Origin of the sequence: Aeromonas sp. s8 (genome assembly GCF_040907785.1) — a bacterium.
Taxonomy (GTDB): domain Bacteria; phylum Pseudomonadota; class Gammaproteobacteria; order Enterobacterales; family Aeromonadaceae; genus Aeromonas; species Aeromonas veronii.
The window spans coordinates 37,751-56,669 of record NZ_JBFOCL010000053.1; the positions used below are offsets into that span (position 1 = coordinate 37,751).

General features: G+C 59.8%; 15 protein-coding genes and 1 riboswitch. Of the genes, 5 read left to right on the top strand and 10 right to left on the bottom strand.

Going from position 1 to position 18,919, the window contains the following annotated elements; translation table 11 throughout:
- Positions 1-24 precede the first annotated feature (24 nt).
- The 7 genes from AB5Y86_RS18915 to trxA form a co-directional block, all read right to left on the bottom strand.
- Complete coding sequence (locus tag AB5Y86_RS18915) at positions 25-1,038, bottom strand: sensor domain-containing diguanylate cyclase (protein WP_144716134.1); 1,014 nt, start codon at positions 1,036-1,038, stop codon at positions 25-27.
- A gap of 71 nt (positions 1,039-1,109) precedes the next feature.
- Positions 1,110-1,241, bottom strand: a complete 132-nt coding sequence (locus tag AB5Y86_RS18920; protein ID WP_265177427.1) for a hypothetical protein — start codon at positions 1,239-1,241, stop codon at positions 1,110-1,112.
- 16 nt (positions 1,242-1,257) lie between these two features.
- Entirely contained in the window at positions 1,258-1,956 is a 699-nt protein-coding gene (gene fre / locus AB5Y86_RS18925) for an NAD(P)H-flavin reductase (RefSeq protein ID WP_005339423.1), read from the bottom strand.
- A gap of 146 nt (positions 1,957-2,102) precedes the next feature.
- Complete coding sequence (gene ubiD, locus AB5Y86_RS18930; RefSeq protein ID WP_368193796.1) at positions 2,103-3,572, bottom strand: 4-hydroxy-3-polyprenylbenzoate decarboxylase; 1,470 nt, start codon at positions 3,570-3,572, stop codon at positions 2,103-2,105.
- Positions 3,573-3,605: 33 nt separating this feature from the next.
- On the bottom strand, positions 3,606-4,598 hold the full coding sequence (locus AB5Y86_RS18935) for a hypothetical protein (RefSeq protein ID WP_368193797.1): 993 nt from the start codon (positions 4,596-4,598) through the stop codon (positions 3,606-3,608).
- 108 nt (positions 4,599-4,706) lie between these two features.
- Positions 4,707-5,972 carry a transcription termination factor Rho gene (gene rho / locus AB5Y86_RS18940; RefSeq protein WP_005339417.1) on the bottom strand — a complete coding sequence of 422 codons (1,266 nt, stop codon included), beginning with the start codon at positions 5,970-5,972 and terminating at the stop codon, positions 4,707-4,709.
- Positions 5,973-6,176: 204 nt separating this feature from the next.
- On the bottom strand, positions 6,177-6,503 hold the full coding sequence (gene trxA, locus AB5Y86_RS18945; RefSeq protein WP_005339416.1) for a thioredoxin TrxA: 327 nt from the start codon (positions 6,501-6,503) through the stop codon (positions 6,177-6,179).
- 113 nt (positions 6,504-6,616) lie between these two features.
- Here trxA and rhlB point away from each other — a divergent pair, with 113 nt between their 5' ends.
- From rhlB to AB5Y86_RS18960, 3 genes are read left to right on the top strand one after another with little or no spacing between them, the layout of a single operon-like run.
- The gene (gene rhlB, locus AB5Y86_RS18950) at positions 6,617-7,906 is read left to right on the top strand and encodes an ATP-dependent RNA helicase RhlB (RefSeq protein WP_005339414.1); all 1,290 of its coding nucleotides are present in this window, start codon (positions 6,617-6,619) and stop codon (positions 7,904-7,906) included.
- 11 nt (positions 7,907-7,917) lie between these two features.
- Positions 7,918-9,408, top strand: a complete 1,491-nt coding sequence (gene gppA / locus AB5Y86_RS18955) for a guanosine-5'-triphosphate,3'-diphosphate diphosphatase (RefSeq protein ID WP_005355894.1) — start codon at positions 7,918-7,920, stop codon at positions 9,406-9,408.
- A gap of 30 nt (positions 9,409-9,438) precedes the next feature.
- Positions 9,439-9,693 carry a Rho-binding antiterminator gene (locus AB5Y86_RS18960; protein WP_236323264.1) on the top strand — a complete coding sequence of 85 codons (255 nt, stop codon included), beginning with the start codon at positions 9,439-9,441 and terminating at the stop codon, positions 9,691-9,693.
- Positions 9,694-9,763: 70 nt separating this feature from the next.
- Here AB5Y86_RS18960 and AB5Y86_RS18965 read toward each other — a convergent pair whose 3' ends face one another.
- Positions 9,764-10,513: a class I SAM-dependent methyltransferase gene (locus AB5Y86_RS18965; RefSeq protein WP_368193799.1), complete on the bottom strand. Its 750-nt coding sequence runs from the start codon at positions 10,511-10,513 to the stop codon at positions 9,764-9,766.
- A gap of 76 nt (positions 10,514-10,589) precedes the next feature.
- Between AB5Y86_RS18965 and AB5Y86_RS18970 the strand changes: the two genes are divergently transcribed.
- Positions 10,590-11,330 (top strand): ABC transporter substrate-binding protein, encoded by a 741-nt coding sequence (locus AB5Y86_RS18970; protein WP_042081324.1) that lies wholly within the window; start codon positions 10,590-10,592, stop codon positions 11,328-11,330.
- 6 nt (positions 11,331-11,336) lie between these two features.
- Here the strand turns inward: AB5Y86_RS18970 and AB5Y86_RS18975 are convergent, their stop codons facing one another.
- Both AB5Y86_RS18975 and prlC read right to left on the bottom strand, forming a co-directional pair.
- The gene (locus AB5Y86_RS18975; protein WP_236272666.1) at positions 11,337-13,883 is read right to left on the bottom strand and encodes a bifunctional diguanylate cyclase/phosphodiesterase; all 2,547 of its coding nucleotides are present in this window, start codon (positions 13,881-13,883) and stop codon (positions 11,337-11,339) included.
- A 207-nt stretch (positions 13,884-14,090) separates the two neighbouring features.
- Entirely contained in the window at positions 14,091-16,133 is a 2,043-nt protein-coding gene (gene prlC / locus AB5Y86_RS18980) for an oligopeptidase A (RefSeq protein ID WP_245148512.1), read from the bottom strand.
- Between the two features lie 437 nt (positions 16,134-16,570).
- Positions 16,571-16,656, top strand: a riboswitch (cyclic di-GMP riboswitch).
- A 50-nt stretch (positions 16,657-16,706) separates the two neighbouring features.
- Here prlC and AB5Y86_RS18985 point away from each other — a divergent pair.
- Entirely contained in the window at positions 16,707-18,899 is a 2,193-nt protein-coding gene (locus AB5Y86_RS18985) for an immunoglobulin-like domain-containing protein (protein WP_368193800.1), read from the top strand.
- Positions 18,900-18,919 lie beyond the last annotated feature (20 nt).

Here is an 18,919-nt window from a genome sequence, read left to right on the forward strand (position 1 = left end):
TTTGAATTGAACCTGTAAAAAACATCACACCTGAAGCAGATACCAGGCTCGCTTGCCGCGCGCCTTGGCCTCATACATGGCCCTGTCGGCCACCTCCAGCGCCTGCCGGAAGCTCAATGGCTCCTCTTCCCACAGGGCGATGCCGATACTCAGCCCCACCCGTTGCGGGCAACCGGGTTTGGGCACATAGCCGTGCATCCGGCTGATCAGGGCGTCAGCCAGTTGCGCCAGGCCATGGCTCGACACATCCCGGTGCAGATGCACCACAAACTCGTCGCCGCCGTAACGGCCACATAGCGCCGAGCCAGGCATAATAAGGCGCAGCCAGTCCGCCATCTGCTGCAACACCAGATCGCCGCAGGCGTGCCCCAGCTGGTCATTGATCCCCTTGAAATCATCCAGATCGATAAAGAGCAGCGCCCCCGCACCTTGCGGCTGCAGCTGGGCAAACGCCTTGCCAAACCCCTGCCGGTTGAGCAAGCCGGTCAGTGCGTCGCTGTTGGCTCGCTCAGCCAGTCGCTGCTCATAGGCCTTGCGCTGGGTGATATCGATATGGGAGCCCATGATCCGCAGCGGCTTGCCATCGCCATCCCGATCGACGACCCGTCCCCTATCCCACAGCCAGGTGACCTCGCCTTGCGGATTGATGGTGCGGTATTCGGCTTCGTAGAAGGGGGTTTTCCCCTCAAGGTGGGCAAAGTAGCTGCCCATGGCATGGGCGCGATCGTCGGGATGGAGCTTGGCGCTCCACTGATCGAAATGAGGGGCCATGTCACCGGCCTGAAAGTTCTGCAGATTGAAGACCCGCAGCTCGCCGGTAGGAATAGTGCCCTGCCAGAGACAGATGCCGGTGCCATCGAGGGCGGCATTGAGCTTCTCCTGCAACAGGCAGTTTTCATGCTGCAAAGCGGCGATCTCTGCCTGCAAACGGGCTATTTCACCGCCATGAGGGGACGGGATCAGCGTTGCGACCCGCTCGACAGAGCCGGTCTCTCCCCTGTCATCCTCCGCAGATGCCCTGCCCTCTTCACTCAACACTGCGCCTCCTTGTGCTTGCTCTATGGATGCTCTTGTCAATCCCTCACAAAGATGCCATCAGCTACGTTTGATTAGTAGCCATTCATAGCCAAAATATTGAAAAATAATGGGATAACGCCGCGATAATCCAACTCTTCGGTACGATCCGGCACTGCGGCGGCCACAAAAACAAAAGCCCCCGGTAAAACCGGGGGCTGCGTCATCCAGACGGGGATCCCGTCAGATAAATTCGTAGGCATCACCGAAGATGCGCTCCGGCTCGGCGCCGAGGATCTTGAACTCCTCACGCGCGGCCCCCGCCATCTCGAAACGGCCAGCGACATAGATGTCGTAGTCGTGAAGGCTGACGAAGTCATCCATGATCGCCTTGTGCACCAGCCCGCTCTTGCCGGTCCAGTCAGCCTCCGGCTCCTGCACCACAGGGATAAAGGTGAGCGGCGCATAGTCACGCTCCCACTGCTGCATCTGCTCCAGCTCATAGAGCCAGTGAGCCTGACGCACACCCCAGTAGAAGAACACCGGACGCTTGCTGCCCGTGTCGATCAGGTACTCCAGAATGGAGCGGGCGTAAGAGAAGCCGGTGCCGCCCGCCATCAGGATCAGTGGACGAGGGGATTCATCGCGCAGGAACGCCTTGCCAGCCGGCAATTCGACCTCGATCTCGCCCTGCTCGCGCATGCGGGCCAGCACCTGACCGGCATAGGCGTTCTCGGGAGTGGCGCCAATTTGCAACTCCAGCACGCCCGGGCGGGTCGGCGAGTTGGCGATGGAGAAGGGGCGCTTGTCCGAATCGCTCATCACCACCAGCAGATACTGGCCCGGCTTGAAGCTGATCGCTTGCTGCGGCGTCAGGGCCACATGCCAGATGGTGTCGACATATTCGCGCAGTTCCTCTACGCGGCATTTGATACGTTGCATTCTTGTCCTTGTGGCGGGCTCGCTCGGCCCGCTTCGCTCATTGTTTCACTATGGAGTGACGACCAGCAGCCCTGGCCCCGTCAGTCGAGAATACTCAAATCAGTGCGGATCGCATCACTTTTTGCAGCAAAGCTGTCATGTTTGCCTCATCCGAGGATATTGAGCTCATCCCAGATGGCATCAACCTTCTGCTTCACCGCCTCATCCTGAACTATGGGCTGACCCCACTCCCGATTGGTCTCTCCCGGCCACTTGTTGGTGGCATCCAGCCCCATCTTGGAGCCGAGGCCGGAGACCGGCGAGGCGAAGTCCAGATAGTCGATCGGGGTGTGCTCGATCAAGGTGGTGTCCCGTGCCGGGTCCATCCGGGTGGTGATGGCCCAGATCACATCCTTCCAGTCGCGGGCGTTGACGTCATCGTCACACACCACCACGAACTTGGTGTACATGAACTGGCGCAGGAATGACCAGACCCCCAGCATCACCCGCTTGGCGTGGCCCGGGTAACGCTTCTTGATGGTCACCACCGCCATCCGGTAGGAGCACCCCTCCGGCGGAAGATAGAAGTCGACGATCTCGGGGAACTGCTTCTGCAGCAGCGGTACGAACACCTCGTTCAGCGCCAGACCCAGCACCGCCGGTTCATCGGGCGGACGGCCGGTGTAGGTGCTGTGATAGATGGCATCGCGCCGCTTGGTGATGTGGGTGATGGTAAAGACCGGGAAGTCGTCCACCTCATTGTAGTAACCGGTGTGGTCGCCATAGGGCCCTTCCGGCGCCATCTCACCCGGCTCCAGATAGCCTTCCAGCACGATCTCGGCACTGGCGGGCACCTCCAGATCGCAGCTGATGGCCTTGATCACTTCGGTACGGCTGCCGCGCAGCAGACCGGCAAAGGCATATTCGGAGAGAGTATCCGGCACCGGCGTCACCGCGCCGAGAATGGTCGCGGGATCGGCGCCGAGCGCCACCACCACCGGGAAGCGCTCACCGGGATGGGCCTCCTGCCACTCACGAAAATCGATGGCACCGCCGCGATGATCCAGCCAGCGCATGATCAGCTTGTTCTTGCCGATCTTCTGCTGGCGATAGATCCCGAGGTTCTGCCGCTTCTTGTAGGGGCCACGGGTGATGGTGAGGCCCCAGGTGACCAGCGGCGCTACATCGCCGGGCCAGCAGTGCTGGATCGGGATCTGGTCGAGATCGACCGCATCTCCCTCCTGCACCACCTGCTGGCAGGGGGCGGAAGAGAGGCGCTTGGTCGGCATGTTGAGCACCTGCTTGAAGATCGGCAGCTTCTCCATCAGCTCCTTGAATCCCTTGGGCGGCTCGGGCTCCTTGAGATAGGAGAGCCAGACCCCGACCTGACGCAGGGCGCCCACATCGGGCTGGCCCATGCCCATGGCAACCCGATCAGGGGTACCGAACAGGTTGGTCAGCACCGGCATGGTGTAGCCTTTGGGATTTTCGAACAGCAGAGCCGGGCCACCCGCACGCAGGGTGCGGTCGCTGATCTCGGTCATCTCCAGATAGGGATCTATCTCGCGGGTGATGCGCTTGAGTTGTCCGTTTTGTTCCAGCTGCGCGATGAAATCACGCAAATCCTTGTATTTCATGCAAGTTCCCAACCGGGTTCAGGAGGTCACGCATTATAACCCTGGCTGCCCATCGGGTGTACCCGAATCGGGCAGCAGACTCGGTGCAATGGGTGGCATGTCACGCTGGCCGAGGCGTCTGGCTAGCGCAGAGAGCAACTGGGGCTCGTCCACCTCCATCAACAGACCGGCTACCAGCGCCCCGTATTGACGGTTGGAGAGTTCCGCCAACAGGTATTTCTGGGCCTGCGGCGGCAAGGGCGAGAGCGCGCTCAGCTGGCGCAGGGCGGCTCCCTTCAACCCCTCGTTGCCACTGGCGGCAATCAGCAGATCGCTGGCAGCACTGCCGTGATGGAAGCGGTTGATGGTAGAGAGTGCACGCAGCGCATCCTGATCTGCCGGCCGCCGCCACAGCATGCTATAGAGCGCCGGTTCCCCGGTGCGCTGCAACAGATGGAACAACAGGTGATTGTCGGGCAGATAGATATTCTGGCTAGCCAGTGCTTGCGCCTCCCGCATCCAGATCGGTTGCGGCAAGGTGTCGAGAGCCAGCAACAGGGCTTGCTGCTGCATGGCGAGATCGGGGTTACTGCTGTAGTAGATGGACTTTAGCTGGAAGCTGCCCTGGGCAAGCTGCTGCCGATAGCGCTGCACCAGTGATTGCAACTGCCACTCCCCCAGCAACTGACGGGCCTGCGCGGCAAAATCATAAACCGGTTGCTGCACCAGAAAACCGTCGACCTGCTGCTCCATGAGCCACTCGGGTGCCTTGTCGGCCTGAGCCTCGACCCACTGTTGCAACGCAGGGGATGCAGGGGTGGTAGCGGGAATATCCCGCAGCAGTTGCAACAGCAGGAACTCCCGCCGCTCGCGACTCAGGGTCGCCAGCAGAGAGTCGATGGCTGCAAATTGCCCCTCCTGCAGACGGCCCGCCAGATAGCGCTGGTGAGTCTGCAACGTCTCGGCTGTCACCGCGACCGGAGCACTCTGCGCGCAGGCTGGCATTGCACTCAGCAACCCCAGCAATAACCAGAAAACAGGCTTCATGACGTCTCCATCCATGTGACATCGGGATCTCATACTACTAGGGCGACCGGAAAACAGATAAACAAAAACCGCGACCAGGGCCGCGGTTTCGTCATTTTCTGACCGGACTTACTTCTGCTGGCGCCGCATGGCGTCGAAGAACTCGTCGTTGGTCTTGGTCATCGCCAGCTTGTCGATGAGGAACTCGATACCATCGATCTCGCCCATCGGGTGGACAATCTTGCGCAGGATCCACATCTTCTGCAGCTCGTCACCTGAGGTGAGCAGCTCTTCTTTACGGGTGCCTGAGCGGGTGATGTCGATAGCCGGGTAGACGCGCTTCTCGGCAATCTTGCGCGAGAGGTGCAGTTCCATGTTGCCGGTACCCTTGAACTCTTCGTAGATAACCTCGTCCATCTTGGAGCCGGTATCGATCAGCGCGGTGGCGATGATGGTCAGGCTGCCGCCCTCTTCAACATTACGCGCGGCGCCGAAGAAGCGCTTGGGACGGTGCAGGGCGTTGGCATCCACACCACCGGTCAGTACCTTGCCGGATGACGGGATAACGGTGTTGTAGGCACGGGCCAGACGGGTGATGGAGTCCAGCAGGATCACCACATCTTTCTTGTGCTCGACCAGGCGTTTGGCCTTCTCGATCACCATTTCAGCAACCTGAACGTGGCGGGAAGCAGGCTCGTCAAAGGTGGAAGCGATCACTTCACCTTTTACCATGCGCTGCATCTCGGTCACTTCTTCCGGACGCTCGTCGATCAGCAGAACGATCAGTTCACAGTCCGGGTGGTTGTAGGCGATGCTCTGGGCGATGTTCTGCAGCAGCATGGTCTTACCGGCCTTGGGCGGCGCCACGATCAGGCCACGCTGGCCTTTACCGATGGGGGAAGCCAGATCCAGTACACGGGCGGTGATATCTTCAGTAGAGCCATTACCCCGTTCCATACGCAGACGTTCGTTGGCATGCAGGGGGGTAAGGTTTTCAAACAGGATCTTGTTGCGGGAGTTTTCCGGACGGTCGTAGTTGACCTCATTGACCTTGAGCAGTGCGAAGTAGCGTTCGCCCTCTTTCGGTGGCCGGATCTTGCCGGAGATGGTATCGCCGGTACGCAGGTTGAAGCGGCGGATCTGGCTCGGGGAGACGTAGATATCGTCAGGGCCTGCCAGATAGGAGCCGTCTGCACTGCGCAGGAAGCCGAAACCATCGGTCAGGATTTCCAGCACACCGTCGCCAAAGATATCTTCACCACCCTTGGCGTGCGCCTTGAGGATTGCAAAAATAATATCTTTCTTGTGCGCCCGAGCCAGATTTTCCAACCCCATGGATTCGCCAAGCTTGACCAGCTCGGACACAGGAGTGTTCTTTAATTCAGTCAGATTCATAGTGGTGAAAGTCTGTAAGCAAGGATTGAAATGAGGAGACAGTCTGCTGGATTGATGCTGATCGGATTTGATTGCCAGGCTGTGGTTAGCAAAGAGTCAGGCAAAAAGGTTAGCAAACGAGCGATAAACTAGCACCAATCGGGATGAGCGTCTAGGTGATAAAACACAAGGAGCGCATTATTGCAATGCGCTCCTCTTTAATTATTACAGGTTGCCGTCCAGGAACTCTTTCAGCTGAGTCTTGGACAGTGCACCGACCTTGGTCGCTGCCACTTCGCCATTCTTGAACAGCAAGAGGGTCGGGATACCACGAATGCCGTACTTGGGCGGAGTATCAGAGTTATGGTCGATGTTCAGTTTGGCTACGGTCACGCGACCTTCGTACTCTTGGGCAACTTCTTCCAGGATCGGGGCAATCATCTTGCACGGACCACACCACTCGGCCCAGAAGTCGACCAGAACGGCGCCATCGGCTTTGATTACATCTGCCTCGAAGCTGGCATCGCTCAGCTGAACAATCTTGTCACTCATCTCCAACTCCAGTCAGTAATTAAGGCTTTATTGACATATCAACAAAGGCAATAGTTGCCCTATTTGAAATGATCCTGTTTATTATTGCAAGCCTAACCTGATAACCTACCGCCATGAGCAAAACACACTTAACGACCGACAAATTCGCCCAAATGGGCCTCGAACCCGAAGTTCTGGCTGGTCTGGAATCAAAGGGATTTCACTATTGCACGCCCATCCAGGCACTGTCTCTGCCACTGCTGGTAGAAGGTCATGACCTCGCTGGTCAAGCCCAGACAGGAACCGGCAAGACCATTGCCTTCCTGGCCGCGACATTCAACTATTTGCTGACTCACCCGCTGACCAAGCCCCGTCTGGTTAACCAACCCAGAGCCATCATCATGGCACCCACCCGGGAACTGGCAGTACAGATCTATAACGATGCCGACAGCATCGCCGCTTCTACCGGCCTGAAACTCGGCCTCGCCTACGGCGGCGAAGGTTACGACAAGCAGCTGGCCGTGCTGGAGCAAGGTGTCGACATCCTGATCGGCACCACTGGCCGCATCATCGACTACTTCAAGTCCAAGGTGATCGATCTGAGCAACATTCAGGTCGTGGTACTGGACGAAGCAGATCGCATGTTCGATCTGGGCTTCATCAAGGACATCCGCTTCCTGTTCCGCCGCATGCCGCCCGCGACCGAGCGTCTGAGCATGCTGTTCTCAGCCACCCTCTCCCTGCGCGTGCAGGAGCTGGCCTACGAACACATGAACCACCCGGAACATGTGCAGGTAGAGCCGGAGCAGATGACCGGCGTGCGGATCAAGGAGGAGCTGTTCTACCCCTCCAACGAAGACAAGATGTTGCTGCTGCTCTCCCTGATGGAAGAGGAGTGGCCGGAGAAAGCGATCGTCTTCGCCAACACCAAGCATGTCTGTGAAGACGTTCATGCCTGGCTGGAGAACGACGGCCACCGCGTTGGTCTGCTGACCGGTGATGTGCCACAGAAGAAGCGGATGAAGATCCTCGAGGATTTCACCAAGGGTGCGCTCGATATTCTGGTCGCCACCGACGTGGCCGCCCGTGGTCTGCACATCCCTGACGTGACCCACGTCTTCAACTATGACCTGCCCGACGACGCCGAAGACTATGTACACCGTATCGGTCGTACCGGTCGTGCCGGCAAGAGCGGTCACTCCATCAGCCTGGCCTGTGAAGACTATGCCTTCAACCTGCCGGCCATCGAGGAGTACATCCACCACGCCATTCCGGTCAGCAAATATGATCGCGAAGCGCTGCTGGATGACGTGACCCCGCCGAAACGGGTGTTCCGCAACCGTCAGCCGGTGAACCGCAACATGCGGGATCGTCAGGGCGGTGGCAACAGCAACAACCGTCGTCGTCCGCCGCGCAAGAGCTAAGGACAGGCCCGTTGCACAACTCGCCTCTCTATGCCGCCATCGACCTCGGCTCCAACAGCTTTCATATGCTGGTGGTGCGCGAGGTCGCCGGTGCCCTGCGCACCGTCGCCAAGGTAAAGCGCAAGGTTCGCCTCGCAGCCGGGCTCGATCCGGAATTTCGTCTCAGCCGTGCCGCCATGGAGCGAGGCTGGGACTGTTTGCGTCTCTTCTCCGAACAGTTGCAGGACATTCCGGCCGACAACATCCGGGTGGTGGGCACCGCAACCTTGCGGCTTGCCACCAACGTCGACGAGTTCCTCAGCGAAGCGGAACGGGTACTCAACCACAGCATCGAGATCATCTCGGGCGAGGAAGAGGCCAAGACCATCTATGAAGGGGTCTCCTGGACCTCCGCCGGGGAAGGCAACCGGCTGGTGATCGACATCGGCGGTGCCAGCACCGAACTGGTGATCGGCGAACATAGCGAAGCAAAACTGCTCAACAGCCTGCACATGGGCTGCGTCACCTGGCTCAACAATCACTTTGGTGATGGTGAGCTCTCCGAAGCTCGTTTCGAGCAGGCGATTGCCGCCGCCAAGGCGGTGCTGGAGAAGGTGGCGGAAGATTACCGCGCCCTCGGCTGGCGCACCTGCGTCGGCGCCTCCGGCACGGTACAGGCGCTGCAAGAGATCATGCTGGCGCAAGGGAAGAGCGAGCGGGTCACCCTGCCGAAGTTGCAGGAGTTGATGGGTCAGGCCATCGCCTGCGGCAAGCTCGACCGGCTGCAACTGGAAGGGCTGGCGGCCGAGCGGCTGACCGTGTTCCCCTCCGGCCTCGCCATCCTGATCGCCATCTTCGAAACACTCGATATCGAGAGCATGACCCTCGCGGGGGGCGCCCTGCGTGAAGGACTGATCTACGGTCTGCTGGGCAACAATCACGACTGTGATGCCCGGGATCGTACCGCCGACAGCCTGATCAGCCGCTATCAGCTGGATAAAGAGCACGCCGAACGGGTGCGCGATACCGCCGTCGAGGCGTTCAACCAGCTGCAACCGGCCTGGCGACTCTCCAAACGCTACGGTCGCCCGATCTTGCGTTATGCCGCCCTGCTGCACGAGATCGGCCTCTGTATCGAGTACAAGAAGGCGCCGCAACACGCCGCCTACATCATCGACAACATCGACATGCCGGGCTTTACCCCGGCGCAAAAGAAGCTGTTGTCGGCCCTGCTGTTCAACCAGCGGGACGAATTCAAGCTGGAACCACTGGAGAAACAGGGGGCCGTCACCGGTCGTCAGGCGATCCGGCTGGCCCGTATCCTGCGCATCGCGCTGATCCTCTGCATGCGCCGTACCCAGGGCACAGTGCCCAGCTTCACCCTGCAGGCAGAAGAGGAGTCACTGACCCTGACCCTGCCCAAGGGCTGGATGGATGAACACTACCTGCGCGCAAGCGAGCTGCGCTTTGAAGTGGAACGCCAGCAGAAGATGGGCTGGCCGACCCGCGTACAGGAAGCCTGACTCAGCAACCTGCCCGTTTTGGAGCCGATCATGCCGGATTATCAACCCATCAGCTGCGATCTCTACGACTGGCTCGAAATTGCTGCCAGCTGGCAACTGCCGGTGACCCTCACCAGCCGCGATGGTCGCCAATGGGATGACAAGCTCCGCACTATCGAAGCCAGCGAAGGGGTCGAGTATCTGCTGCTGCACAGTGGCGAGCGGCTCAGTCTGGCAGAACTGGCGACCCTGCGCCTGAACTGGCAAGGGGAAGAGAAGCTGATCCGCTTCGCGCCAACCAACTGAATCTATTACGAAAAAGGAGGGCCAACATGATGTTGGCCCTCCTTTTTGCATCTGCGGCTCACACCGGCCGTTAACCCGCCGCCAGCGCCGCCATCACGTAGACATCGAAGCGGTTGCTCTTGGTCTCGATGGCCATGCTGGGCTTCTGTTCATTGAGCCAGCCGGCGTAGTCGGGGCGTTTCACCACAACCCGCTTCTCAGCCATCTTGAGCGCGGCAGGCAACAAGGCATCCGCATCGAGATCCGGACCCACCAGCGACTGGAACACCCGCATCTCTTTTTTCACCAGCGCCGACTTCTGCTTGTGCGGGAACATGGGGTCGAGGTAGATCACCTCTGGCCGCTCCGGCAGCGCCAGCAAGTTGTCCACCGCCGGGCCTTGCAGCAGGAGCATCCGCTCGCTGACCCAGGGGCCAATCTCGGGATCCTGTGCCGCCCGCGCCAGCCCGTCCTGCAACAGAGCGGCCACCACAGGGCTGCGTTCGATGAGGGTCACCTTGCAACCGAGGGAGGCGAGCACGAAGGCATCGCGTCCCAGCCCGGCGGTGGCATCCACCACGGTCGGAGTGGCTCCGGCCTTCAGCCCCACCGCCTTGGCGATGGACTGGCCGCGACCGCCGCCAAACTTGCGGCGATGCGCCACCGCCCCTTCCACGAAGTCCACATAGACAGCACCCAGCTTGGGTTCATCCAGCTTGCGCAGCTCCAACCTTTCCGGGGTAAACACCAGGGCAAACTGGGGAAGGTCGAGCTGGGCAAGCTGGCTGGCCAGCGCGTCTGCCTGCGCGGCCTTGGCGGGGTCTTCGAGGAGGATTTGCATGGTCTTTGGATGCGTTCTAAGTTCAGTGAACCGAGTGTACCACAGCCCCTTCAAGTCGCTGTAGGGAGGAAATCCCATGAACCTGTTCATTGCCCTGCTCCTCGCCGCCCAGAGCGGCACAAACCTGAAGGTCTGCGGCGTAGACTGGCCTCCCTTTTCCTATGCCGAACAGGGCAACCTGAAAGAGGGCATTTCGGTGGAGATCCATCAAGAGGTGGCGCGCCGCCTTGGCATGAACCTCACCCTGCTTGAACTGCCTTGGGGACGCTGCGAGCAGTATGTCAGCACCCAGCTGGCGGATGGCATTCTCGACAACGCCCCTCTCCCCGGTTGCTATCACTCTGACCTTGCCACCGCCTTCTATCCTCTGGCCGCCTATGTGCGTACCGACAGTCCGTTACAGAACTTCTCGTGGGAGATGGCCAAGGGGCTGAAAGTAGGAATGGTCAGGGGGTATGACTACACGGCCAAGATCAGGAACTTCACTGGCTGGGAGCCCATCAAGGTTCACTCCGACAAACAGCTGCTACTGATGCTGGAAAAGAGCCGGGTCGATATGATCATCCTGGACTACTTCTCTGCCCCCATTCTGTCGAGGGAGCAGGACGTCAGGATCCGCGCCCTCACACCCTTTATCGATTCGACGCCGCTCTACCTCTGTTTTGGCAAACAGAAGGCTGACCTGCTGCCTGCCTACAACAAGGCGCTGCAACAGATGCAGGATGAGGGAGTACTGGATCGCATCTATTTGCGCTATCTCGGCGAGGATTACCGGACATTGAAAACCAAACAGGAACAGATGACATCGAAGGAGTAAGCGCCACTAGCTGATCTGCAGAAACATCCCTTTGTCATTGAGCTGCAGATATTCGGTGAGATCGTCATAGGCCAGCGGGCGGCTGAGCAGATAACCCTGGGTGAAGGCACACCCCTTCTGGCAGAGGAAGTTGAGCTGCTCGCGGGTCTCAACCCCCTCGATCACCACCTGCATGCCGAGGTTGTGCACTATGTTGATGATGCCGTCGAGCAGCATCCTATCCTGCTCGTTGAAGGGGATATGGCGCACGAAGGAGCGGTCGATCTTGACCAGATCGACCGGGAAAGTACGCAGATAGTTGAGGGCCGAGTAGCCGGTACCGAAATCGTCGATGGCCAGCTTGCAGCCCGCCTCGCGCAGGGCATCGATCCGCACTCTGTGCTGATCGCTGCTCTCCATCAGCAGAGATTCGGTGATTTCGATGACGATGTCGGCAGGATCGAGCTCGAAATGCTGGATCACCTTGAGCCACTCACTCGCCTCGGGGTCGATGGTCTGGAACTCCATGGTGGAACGATTGATCGACATCTGCAGATCAGGGAAGCCGGATTGCTGCAATCGCGCCAGATCCCGGCACGATTGCCACAATACCAGCGCACCCAGCCCCTGAATCAATCCCGCCTCTTCCGCCAGCGGAATAAACTCGGCAGGGGATACCTGCCCCCAGTGGGGGTGATACCAGCGCACCAGCGCCTCCAGCTTGGCGACCCGTCCGCTGCGATTGTCCCAGATCGGCTGGTAGGCCATGGTCAGCTGCTCCAGCTTGATCGCTTCGGCCAGATCCTGCTGCATCTGGTGGCGCTGGCGCACCTCTTCCCGCATGGATGAGCAGTAGGCACCGAGCAACCTTCCCTGCCGCTTGGCCGCAAACAGCGCCTGTTCGGCATTGCGCAGCAGCTCGTCGCTCTCGCTGCCATCGACCGGACAGAGAGTCATGCCGATGGTCGCGGTCACATAGAGATGCTGGTTGGCCAGCATAAAGGGGCGGGCGAAACTGCCGATCACCTGCTTGGCAAACACCTCGGCCTGACGGCGGGTGACGATGCCGGGCACCAGGAACGCGAACTCATCGCCACCGATACGGGCCACCAAATCTTCGGTGCGCACCCGGCTCACCAGTCGATCCGACACCTCTCGCAGCAGGGCATCGCCAGCATGGTGATCCATGCTGTTGTTGACCGCCTTGAAGTTGTTGAGGTCGAGCACCATGAGCGCGAAGCGCTCGCCCCGCTCGCAGAAGCGGGTGAGGCAGCGGCCAAACAGCCAGCGGTTGGGCAGGCTGGTAAGGTTGTCGTAGTTGGCCTGGGTCGCGATCTTCTGCTCGGCCACCTTGGTCTGGGAAAGATCGCTGAAAATGGCGATATATTGCTGGATTTTTCCGGCTTCGCGCAGGGTACTGATCATCAGCTGCTGCGGATAGAGCTTGCCGTTCTTGCGCTTGTTCCACACCTCTCCACGCCACACCCCCACTCGCTCCAGCGCATGGTACATGTCGGCATAGAAGGTCTGATCGTGCAGCCCGGACTTGAGCATGCTGGGACGCTGGCCCCGCACCTCGTCGCTGCTGTAGCCGGTGATCTGCTCGAAGGCCGGGTTGACCGAGATGATGCGGCTGTCGGCATCGCACACCAGAATCGCTTCGGAGAGGTTGTCGTAGACCCGGTGAGAGAGCTTGAGCTGCTCCGCATGGCGCTTGAGGGGATCGATATTCTCCAGCAGCACCATCAGGTAGTCCGGCTGCTGCTGCTCGTCGCGGATCAGGGTGACAGTTACCCGCCCCCACAGGATCTCGCCCCCCTTGCAGAAGTAGCGCTTCTCCTGGGTGAAACTGCTGCGCTCGCCGCGCCGGATCTCTTCGTAGCACTCAAGGCTGCGCTGCCAATCCTCCGGGTGATTGATGTCGGAGATGGAGCGATGAAGCAGCTCGTCGAGGGGATAACCCAGCATCTTCTCGATGGCCGGATTGGCCCAGAGAATGCGGCCGGTGAGATCGAGCTTGCCGATCCCCACCGGGGCCTGAAACAGCATGCTCTGCAGCACATGAGGGGTATCAGGCAAGAGTTGCGGCAGCTGGCGTTGCAGCATCAGCGCCAGTTCGCGACCGGCCAGCGGCCCCAGCAACCGGAGCAGCCCCATCACCTTGGTCATATTGGCCTGCGGCTGACGATAGAGCAGGCAGCAGATACCTATGGTCTCGCCATCCGCATCCTTGAGGGCGATCCCGGCGTAGGCCTGGGCTTGCCACGCATCGGCAAGTGGCATCGCGGGGAACAGCTGCAACAGACGATCGCTGAACCATGCTTCCCCCTCCTGCCAAGTAATGGCATCAGGAGAGTCAGTCAGTGGCAGCGTCAGGGTATCGGGGTCAAGAGAGGAGGGATGGGCAGCCTGAACCGTAAGATGGGAAGCATTTGATTCCCTGCTGGCGATCAGGACGACATCAGCCATCACAGCAGCGGCGATTTCACTCACAAAGGTATCGAAATATCCCTGGCCGCTCGAATGAGCCAGACTTGAGATGATTTGATAGACGGAATCGAGTGCTCGCCTCATGGCAAGTGGCTTTCTCTCCTTGAAGGTTAGAACACGACTCTACTGAAGAGCTGTGAGCAGTGCAAATATGCAATCAGCAAGATATTAAAAAGCCTTGAAAAAAGGGACCAAAAGGTCCCTTTTTGTCGCAGAAATCACGACTCGATCCCACTATGCCGCAAAACAGTGTACCTGCTTGAAGCTCACACAGGCGGCGGGTCAGGAATCTCAGGCAGCGATCCCGCTGTGTCGCAACAGCGCATCCACCTTGGGCTCACGACCACGGAAGGCTCGGAACAGCTCCATCGGCTCCTTCGAGCCCCCCTTCTCCAGAATATTCTTCAGGAAGGATTGGCCGGTCGCCGGGTTGAAGATCCCCTCCTCCTCGAAGCGGGAGAAGGCATCGGCAGAGAGCACCTCGGCCCACTTGTAGCTGTAGTAGCCCGCCGCATAGCCGCCCGCGAAGATGTGGGAGAAGCTGTGCTGGAAGCGGTTGAACGCCGGTGGCGTCATCACGGCCACCTGACTGCGCACCTCGTCCAGCAGCGCCGGAAGCTGCGCCGGATTGGTCGGGTCAAACTCCTGATGGAGACGGAAGTCAAACAGAGCGAACTCCAGCTGGCGCAGCATCTGCATCGCCGCCTGGAAGTTGCGGGCGGTCAGCATCTTCTCCAGCAGATCGGCAGGCAGCGGCTCGCCGGTCTCGTAGTGGCCGGAGATAAAGGCCAGCGCCTCGGACTCCCAGCACCAGTTCTCGAGGAACTGGCTCGGCAGCTCCACCGCATCCCAGGCCACTCCGTTGATACCGGCGACACCGGCCACGTCGATGCGGGTCAGCATGTGGTGGATGCCGTGGCCAAACTCATGGAACAGGGTGACCACTTCGTTGTGGGTGAACAGCGCCGGTTTACCATCCACCGGGCCGTTGAAGTTGCAGGTCAGGTAGGCCACCGGCTTTTGCAGCGAGCCATCCTGACGGTAGCGACGACCCAGACAGACATCCATCCAGGCCCCGCCCTGCTTGTGCTCGCGGGCGTAGAGGTCGAGGTAGAAGCTGCCGCGCAGCTCGTCGTCGGCATCGAAGATATCGTAGAAGCGCACGTCCGGGTGCCAGGTGTCGATGCCGAGGCGCTCGCGCACCTTCATGCCGAACACCCGCTTCACCACTTCGAACAACCCCTTCACCACCTTGCTGGCGGGGAAGTAGGGGCGCAGCTGCTCGTCGGAGATGGAGAACTTGTGCTGCTTGAGCTTCTCGGCGTAGTAGGCGAGATCCCAGGCTGCCAGCTCGCTCTGACCATGCTGCTCGGCGGCGAAGGCGCGGATCTCCTCCAGCTCGGCCTTGCCTTGTGGCAGGGATTTGGCCGCCAGATCGGTGAGGAAGCTCACCACCTGTTCGGTCTTGTCCGCCATCTTGGTGGCCAAGGAGAGCTCGGCATAGTTGGCAAAGCCCAGCAGTTGAGCCAGTTCGCGGCGCAGGGTGAGCAGCTCGCTCATGATGGCGGAGTTGTCCCACTTGCCCGCATTGGGGCCCTGATCGGAGGCGCGGGTGGTGAAGGCCTCATACATCTCGGCGCGCAGCTCGCGGTTGTCGGCATACATCATCACCGGCAGGTAGGAAGGGATATCCAGCGTGAACAGCCACCCCTCTTTGCCTTTAAGTTCAGCCATCTGACGGGCAGCGGCACGCACGCTCTCGGGCAGACCGGCCAGTTCGGCTTCATCGGCCACCAGCTTGTGCCAGCCCTGGGTCGCATCCAGCACGTTGTTGCTGAAACGGGAGGCCAACTCGGAGAGGCGGGCCTGAATTTCACCGTAGCGCTGCTGCGCCTCGGCAGGCAGACCGATGCCGGAGAGGCGGAAGTCACGCAGGGTATTCTGGATCTCCTTGCGCTGGGCGCCACTCAGCAGCGGGAAATCATCGCTCTGGGAGAGGGCCAGATAGGCCTGATAGAGCCCTTCATGCTGACCGACATAGGTCTGGAATTCGGAGAGCAGCGGCAGGCAGGCGTCATGGGCCTCGCGCAGTGCTTCGCTGTTGAGTACGGAGTTGAGGTGGCTGACCGGTGACCAGATCCGTGACAGACGGTCATTTACCTCTTCCAGCGGGGCAATCAGGCTATCCCAGGTATGGGGATCACGCTGGGCCAGCACATCGCTGATCTTCTGCTTGCAGTCAGCAATCGCCTGAATCACGGCAGGCTGAACCTGCTCCGGCTTGATCTGGCTGAAAGGGGGCAGCGAATCCATTGTCAGCAAAGGGTTATTCATCCCGGTTACCTCTTGTTTGGTCTTGAACAGACCGCTTTAGCAGCTCTGTATGGCTTTCTAACATGTGGCCAAGCCACGCAATAATCAAGCGGGAATCCGCCGCAACCCTGTACTTTTCCAGCCATTGCGACCCGGATCTCTGCCGTTGCTGCAGTTTTGCCATCAACAGCCAGTAACAGGATGAATATGTGGGCCTTTTTTGGCTCTTGCCGCTACTTTCAAGGGGCAAAAAGTCGCCATTTACCGGCGCCACAGCTGCCAGCCAAGTACCGTCATGCTCAGTCATGGAAACGGACAAGATGTGGTGACTGTAACAAATTATCAATATTTTTCAGTCAATTAGAATCAAAACCAACTATTGATTAATTTATTTTCAAGCATCTATCATAGGCAACCTGCCATGCAGGTCACTTGATTCTCTGTGCTGCACAGAAATCGGGTGAAAAAGGCAAAGTGACCCGAAAGGGCGCGACGCAAAGCCACCGGTCTAAGGGAAAACACCTATGACAGCGGGGCTGCCCCCGGGGACGTCCGGTCACAACCGACGCCCCATTTGCACCGTACGGAGAGACGATGAACAAACTCAAATTATCCCTGCTTGGCTGCCTGCTCGGCATGGGCGCCCCCATGGCATATGCCACCAGTGCCGGTCAGGCGATGGTCAACCCCCAGTCCGGCGTAGTGGTCGGCTATTGGCACAACTGGTGTGACGGCTCGGGCTACAAGGGCGGTATCGCCCCCTGCGTCAAGCTCGATCAGGTCAACCCGCAATACAACGTGGTCGATGTCTCCTTCATGAAGGTGTATGGCAGCGATCCCATCCCCACCTTCAAACTCGACCCGGCCATCGGCATGAGCGAAAGGCAGTTTATCGAGCAGATTGCCGAGCTGAACCGTCAGGGCCGTTCCGTGCTGCTGGCGCTGGGCGGTGCCGATGCGCACATCGAGCTGCGCAAGGGTCAGGAGCAGGCCTTTGCCGACGAGATCATCCGTCTGGTGGATACCTATGGCTTCGACGGGCTGGATATCGACCTGGAACAGGCCGCCATCACCGCCGCCGACAACCAGACCGTGATCCCGGCGGCCCTGCGTCTGGTCAAGGATCACTACCGCGCCCTGGGGAAAAACTTCCTCATCACCATGGCGCCGGAGTTCCCCTATCTGACCCAGACTGGCGCCTACATCCCCTATATCCGCAATCTGGAAGGGTACTACGACTGGATCAACCCCCAGTTCTACAACCAGGGTGGCGACGGTATCTACATCGATGGCATCGGCTGGATTGCCCAGAACAACGATGCCCTGAAAGAAGAGTTCATCTACTACATGGCGGATTCGCTGAGCAACGGTACCCGCGGCTTCTACAAGATCCCCCATGACAAGCTGGTGTTCGGCATTCCGACCAACATCGACGCCGCCGCCACCGGCTATGTGCAGGATCCGCAGAAGCTCTACAACGCCTTCAACCGCCTGAAGAGCGAGGGGCAACCGCTGCGTGGCGTGATGACCTGGTCCATCAACTGGGACATGGGCCGCAACGCCGCCGGTCAGTCCTACAACGAATCCTTCATCAAGAGCTACGGCCCCTTCATCCACGATCAGGAGATCACGCCCCCGGTCGACAACGGCAAGCCGGTGTTCAGCGGCCTGAGAGATACCCGCATCAAGCAGGGTACCGCCTTTGATCCGCTGGCAGGTGTCAGCGCCAACGACAAGGAAGATGGCGACCTGACTGGCCAGATCCAGGTAGAAGGCTCGGTAGACAGCCAGCGCATCGGCCTCTACCCCCTCACCTACAAGGTGAGCGATCGCGACAACAACGTCACCGAGCAGGTACGTACCATCGAGGTCTACAGCATGAAGCCTGTGTTCAGCGGTGTCACCGACACCACGCTGGAACTGGGTACCGCCTTCGATCCGATGACCGGCGTCAGCGCCCATGATGAAGAAGATGGCGACCTGACCGCCCAAATCAAAGTCATCGGCAACGTCGACAGCAGCAAGGTCGGCCGCTACACCCTCACCTATCAGGTGAGCGACAGCGCCGGTCAGCAGGTAACCCAGCAGCGCAACGTGACCGTCAGGGAGCAGGGCGCCGTCTGTGAAAACAGCTGGGATGCCAAGAAGGTCTACGTGGGCGGCGACATCGTCAGCCACAACGGCAAGAACTGGCTGGCAGGCTGGTGGACCCAGAACGAAGAGCCGGGCACCACGGGTGACTGGGGCGTCTGGCGCGTACAGGGCGACAGCGACTGCGGCGGCACAACGCCCCCCGCCGAAGGCAGCAGCGACTTCACCGTCAGCGCCATGGCGAGCGAGTACACCATAGTCAACGGTCAGGTCAGCATCCGCTTCAACCTGACCACCGCCAACCCGGTACAGATCACCGCAACTCTGGAGCAGAGCGGCCACAGCCACGGTACCACCAGCAGCCAGGTGAACGGCACCAGCACCCTGGTACTGCAGGGCAGCAATGTCACCGATGGCAGCTACGAAGTGGTCATCACCGGTCTGGCTGACGGCCAGCAGCCGGTGGTGCAACGCTTCCCGGTCACCCTGACCGAAGAGAGCGACAACGGCGGCAGCGATGGCGACTACCCGGCCTATGCCCCAAACACCAGCTATCAGGCCGGTGATCGGGTCAGCAATGCCGGTGGCAACTACGAGTGCAAACCCTGGCCGTACAGCGGCTGGTGTGGCGGCTCGACCAGCCACTATGCGCCGGGTACCGGCTCTGCCTGGAGTGATGCCTGGATCAAGCTCTGACCTTGCCCCAACCACTAACG

What these genes read in the sequence shown, in the direction of transcription:
- AB5Y86_RS18985 (WP_368193800.1), top strand. Translation starts at nt 16,707, where the DNA reads ATGAACAAACTCAAATTATCCCTGCTTGGCTGCCTGCTCGGCATGGGC.
- AB5Y86_RS18970 (WP_042081324.1), top strand. Translation starts at nt 10,590, where the DNA reads ATGAACCTGTTCATTGCCCTGCTCCTCGCCGCCCAGAGCGGCACAAAC.
- AB5Y86_RS18975 (WP_236272666.1), bottom strand. Translation starts at nt 13,883, where the DNA reads ATGAGGCGAGCACTCGATTCCGTCTATCAAATCATCTCAAGTCTGGCT.
- AB5Y86_RS18965 (WP_368193799.1), bottom strand. Translation starts at nt 10,513, where the DNA reads ATGCAAATCCTCCTCGAAGACCCCGCCAAGGCCGCGCAGGCAGACGCG.
- AB5Y86_RS18920 (WP_265177427.1), bottom strand. Translation starts at nt 1,241, where the DNA reads ATGACGCAGCCCCCGGTTTTACCGGGGGCTTTTGTTTTTGTGGCCGCC.
- AB5Y86_RS18935 (WP_368193797.1), bottom strand. Translation starts at nt 4,598, where the DNA reads ATGAAGCCTGTTTTCTGGTTATTGCTGGGGTTGCTGAGTGCAATGCCA.
- trxA (WP_005339416.1), bottom strand. Translation starts at nt 6,503, where the DNA reads ATGAGTGACAAGATTGTTCAGCTGAGCGATGCCAGCTTCGAGGCAGAT.
- fre (WP_005339423.1), bottom strand. Translation starts at nt 1,956, where the DNA reads ATGCAACGTATCAAATGCCGCGTAGAGGAACTGCGCGAATATGTCGAC.
- rhlB (WP_005339414.1), top strand. Translation starts at nt 6,617, where the DNA reads ATGAGCAAAACACACTTAACGACCGACAAATTCGCCCAAATGGGCCTC.
- prlC (WP_245148512.1), bottom strand. Translation starts at nt 16,133, where the DNA reads ATGAATAACCCTTTGCTGACAATGGATTCGCTGCCCCCTTTCAGCCAG.
- rho (WP_005339417.1), bottom strand. Translation starts at nt 5,972, where the DNA reads ATGAATCTGACTGAATTAAAGAACACTCCTGTGTCCGAGCTGGTCAAG.
- AB5Y86_RS18960 (WP_236323264.1), top strand. Translation starts at nt 9,439, where the DNA reads ATGCCGGATTATCAACCCATCAGCTGCGATCTCTACGACTGGCTCGAA.
- ubiD (WP_368193796.1), bottom strand. Translation starts at nt 3,572, where the DNA reads ATGAAATACAAGGATTTGCGTGATTTCATCGCGCAGCTGGAACAAAAC.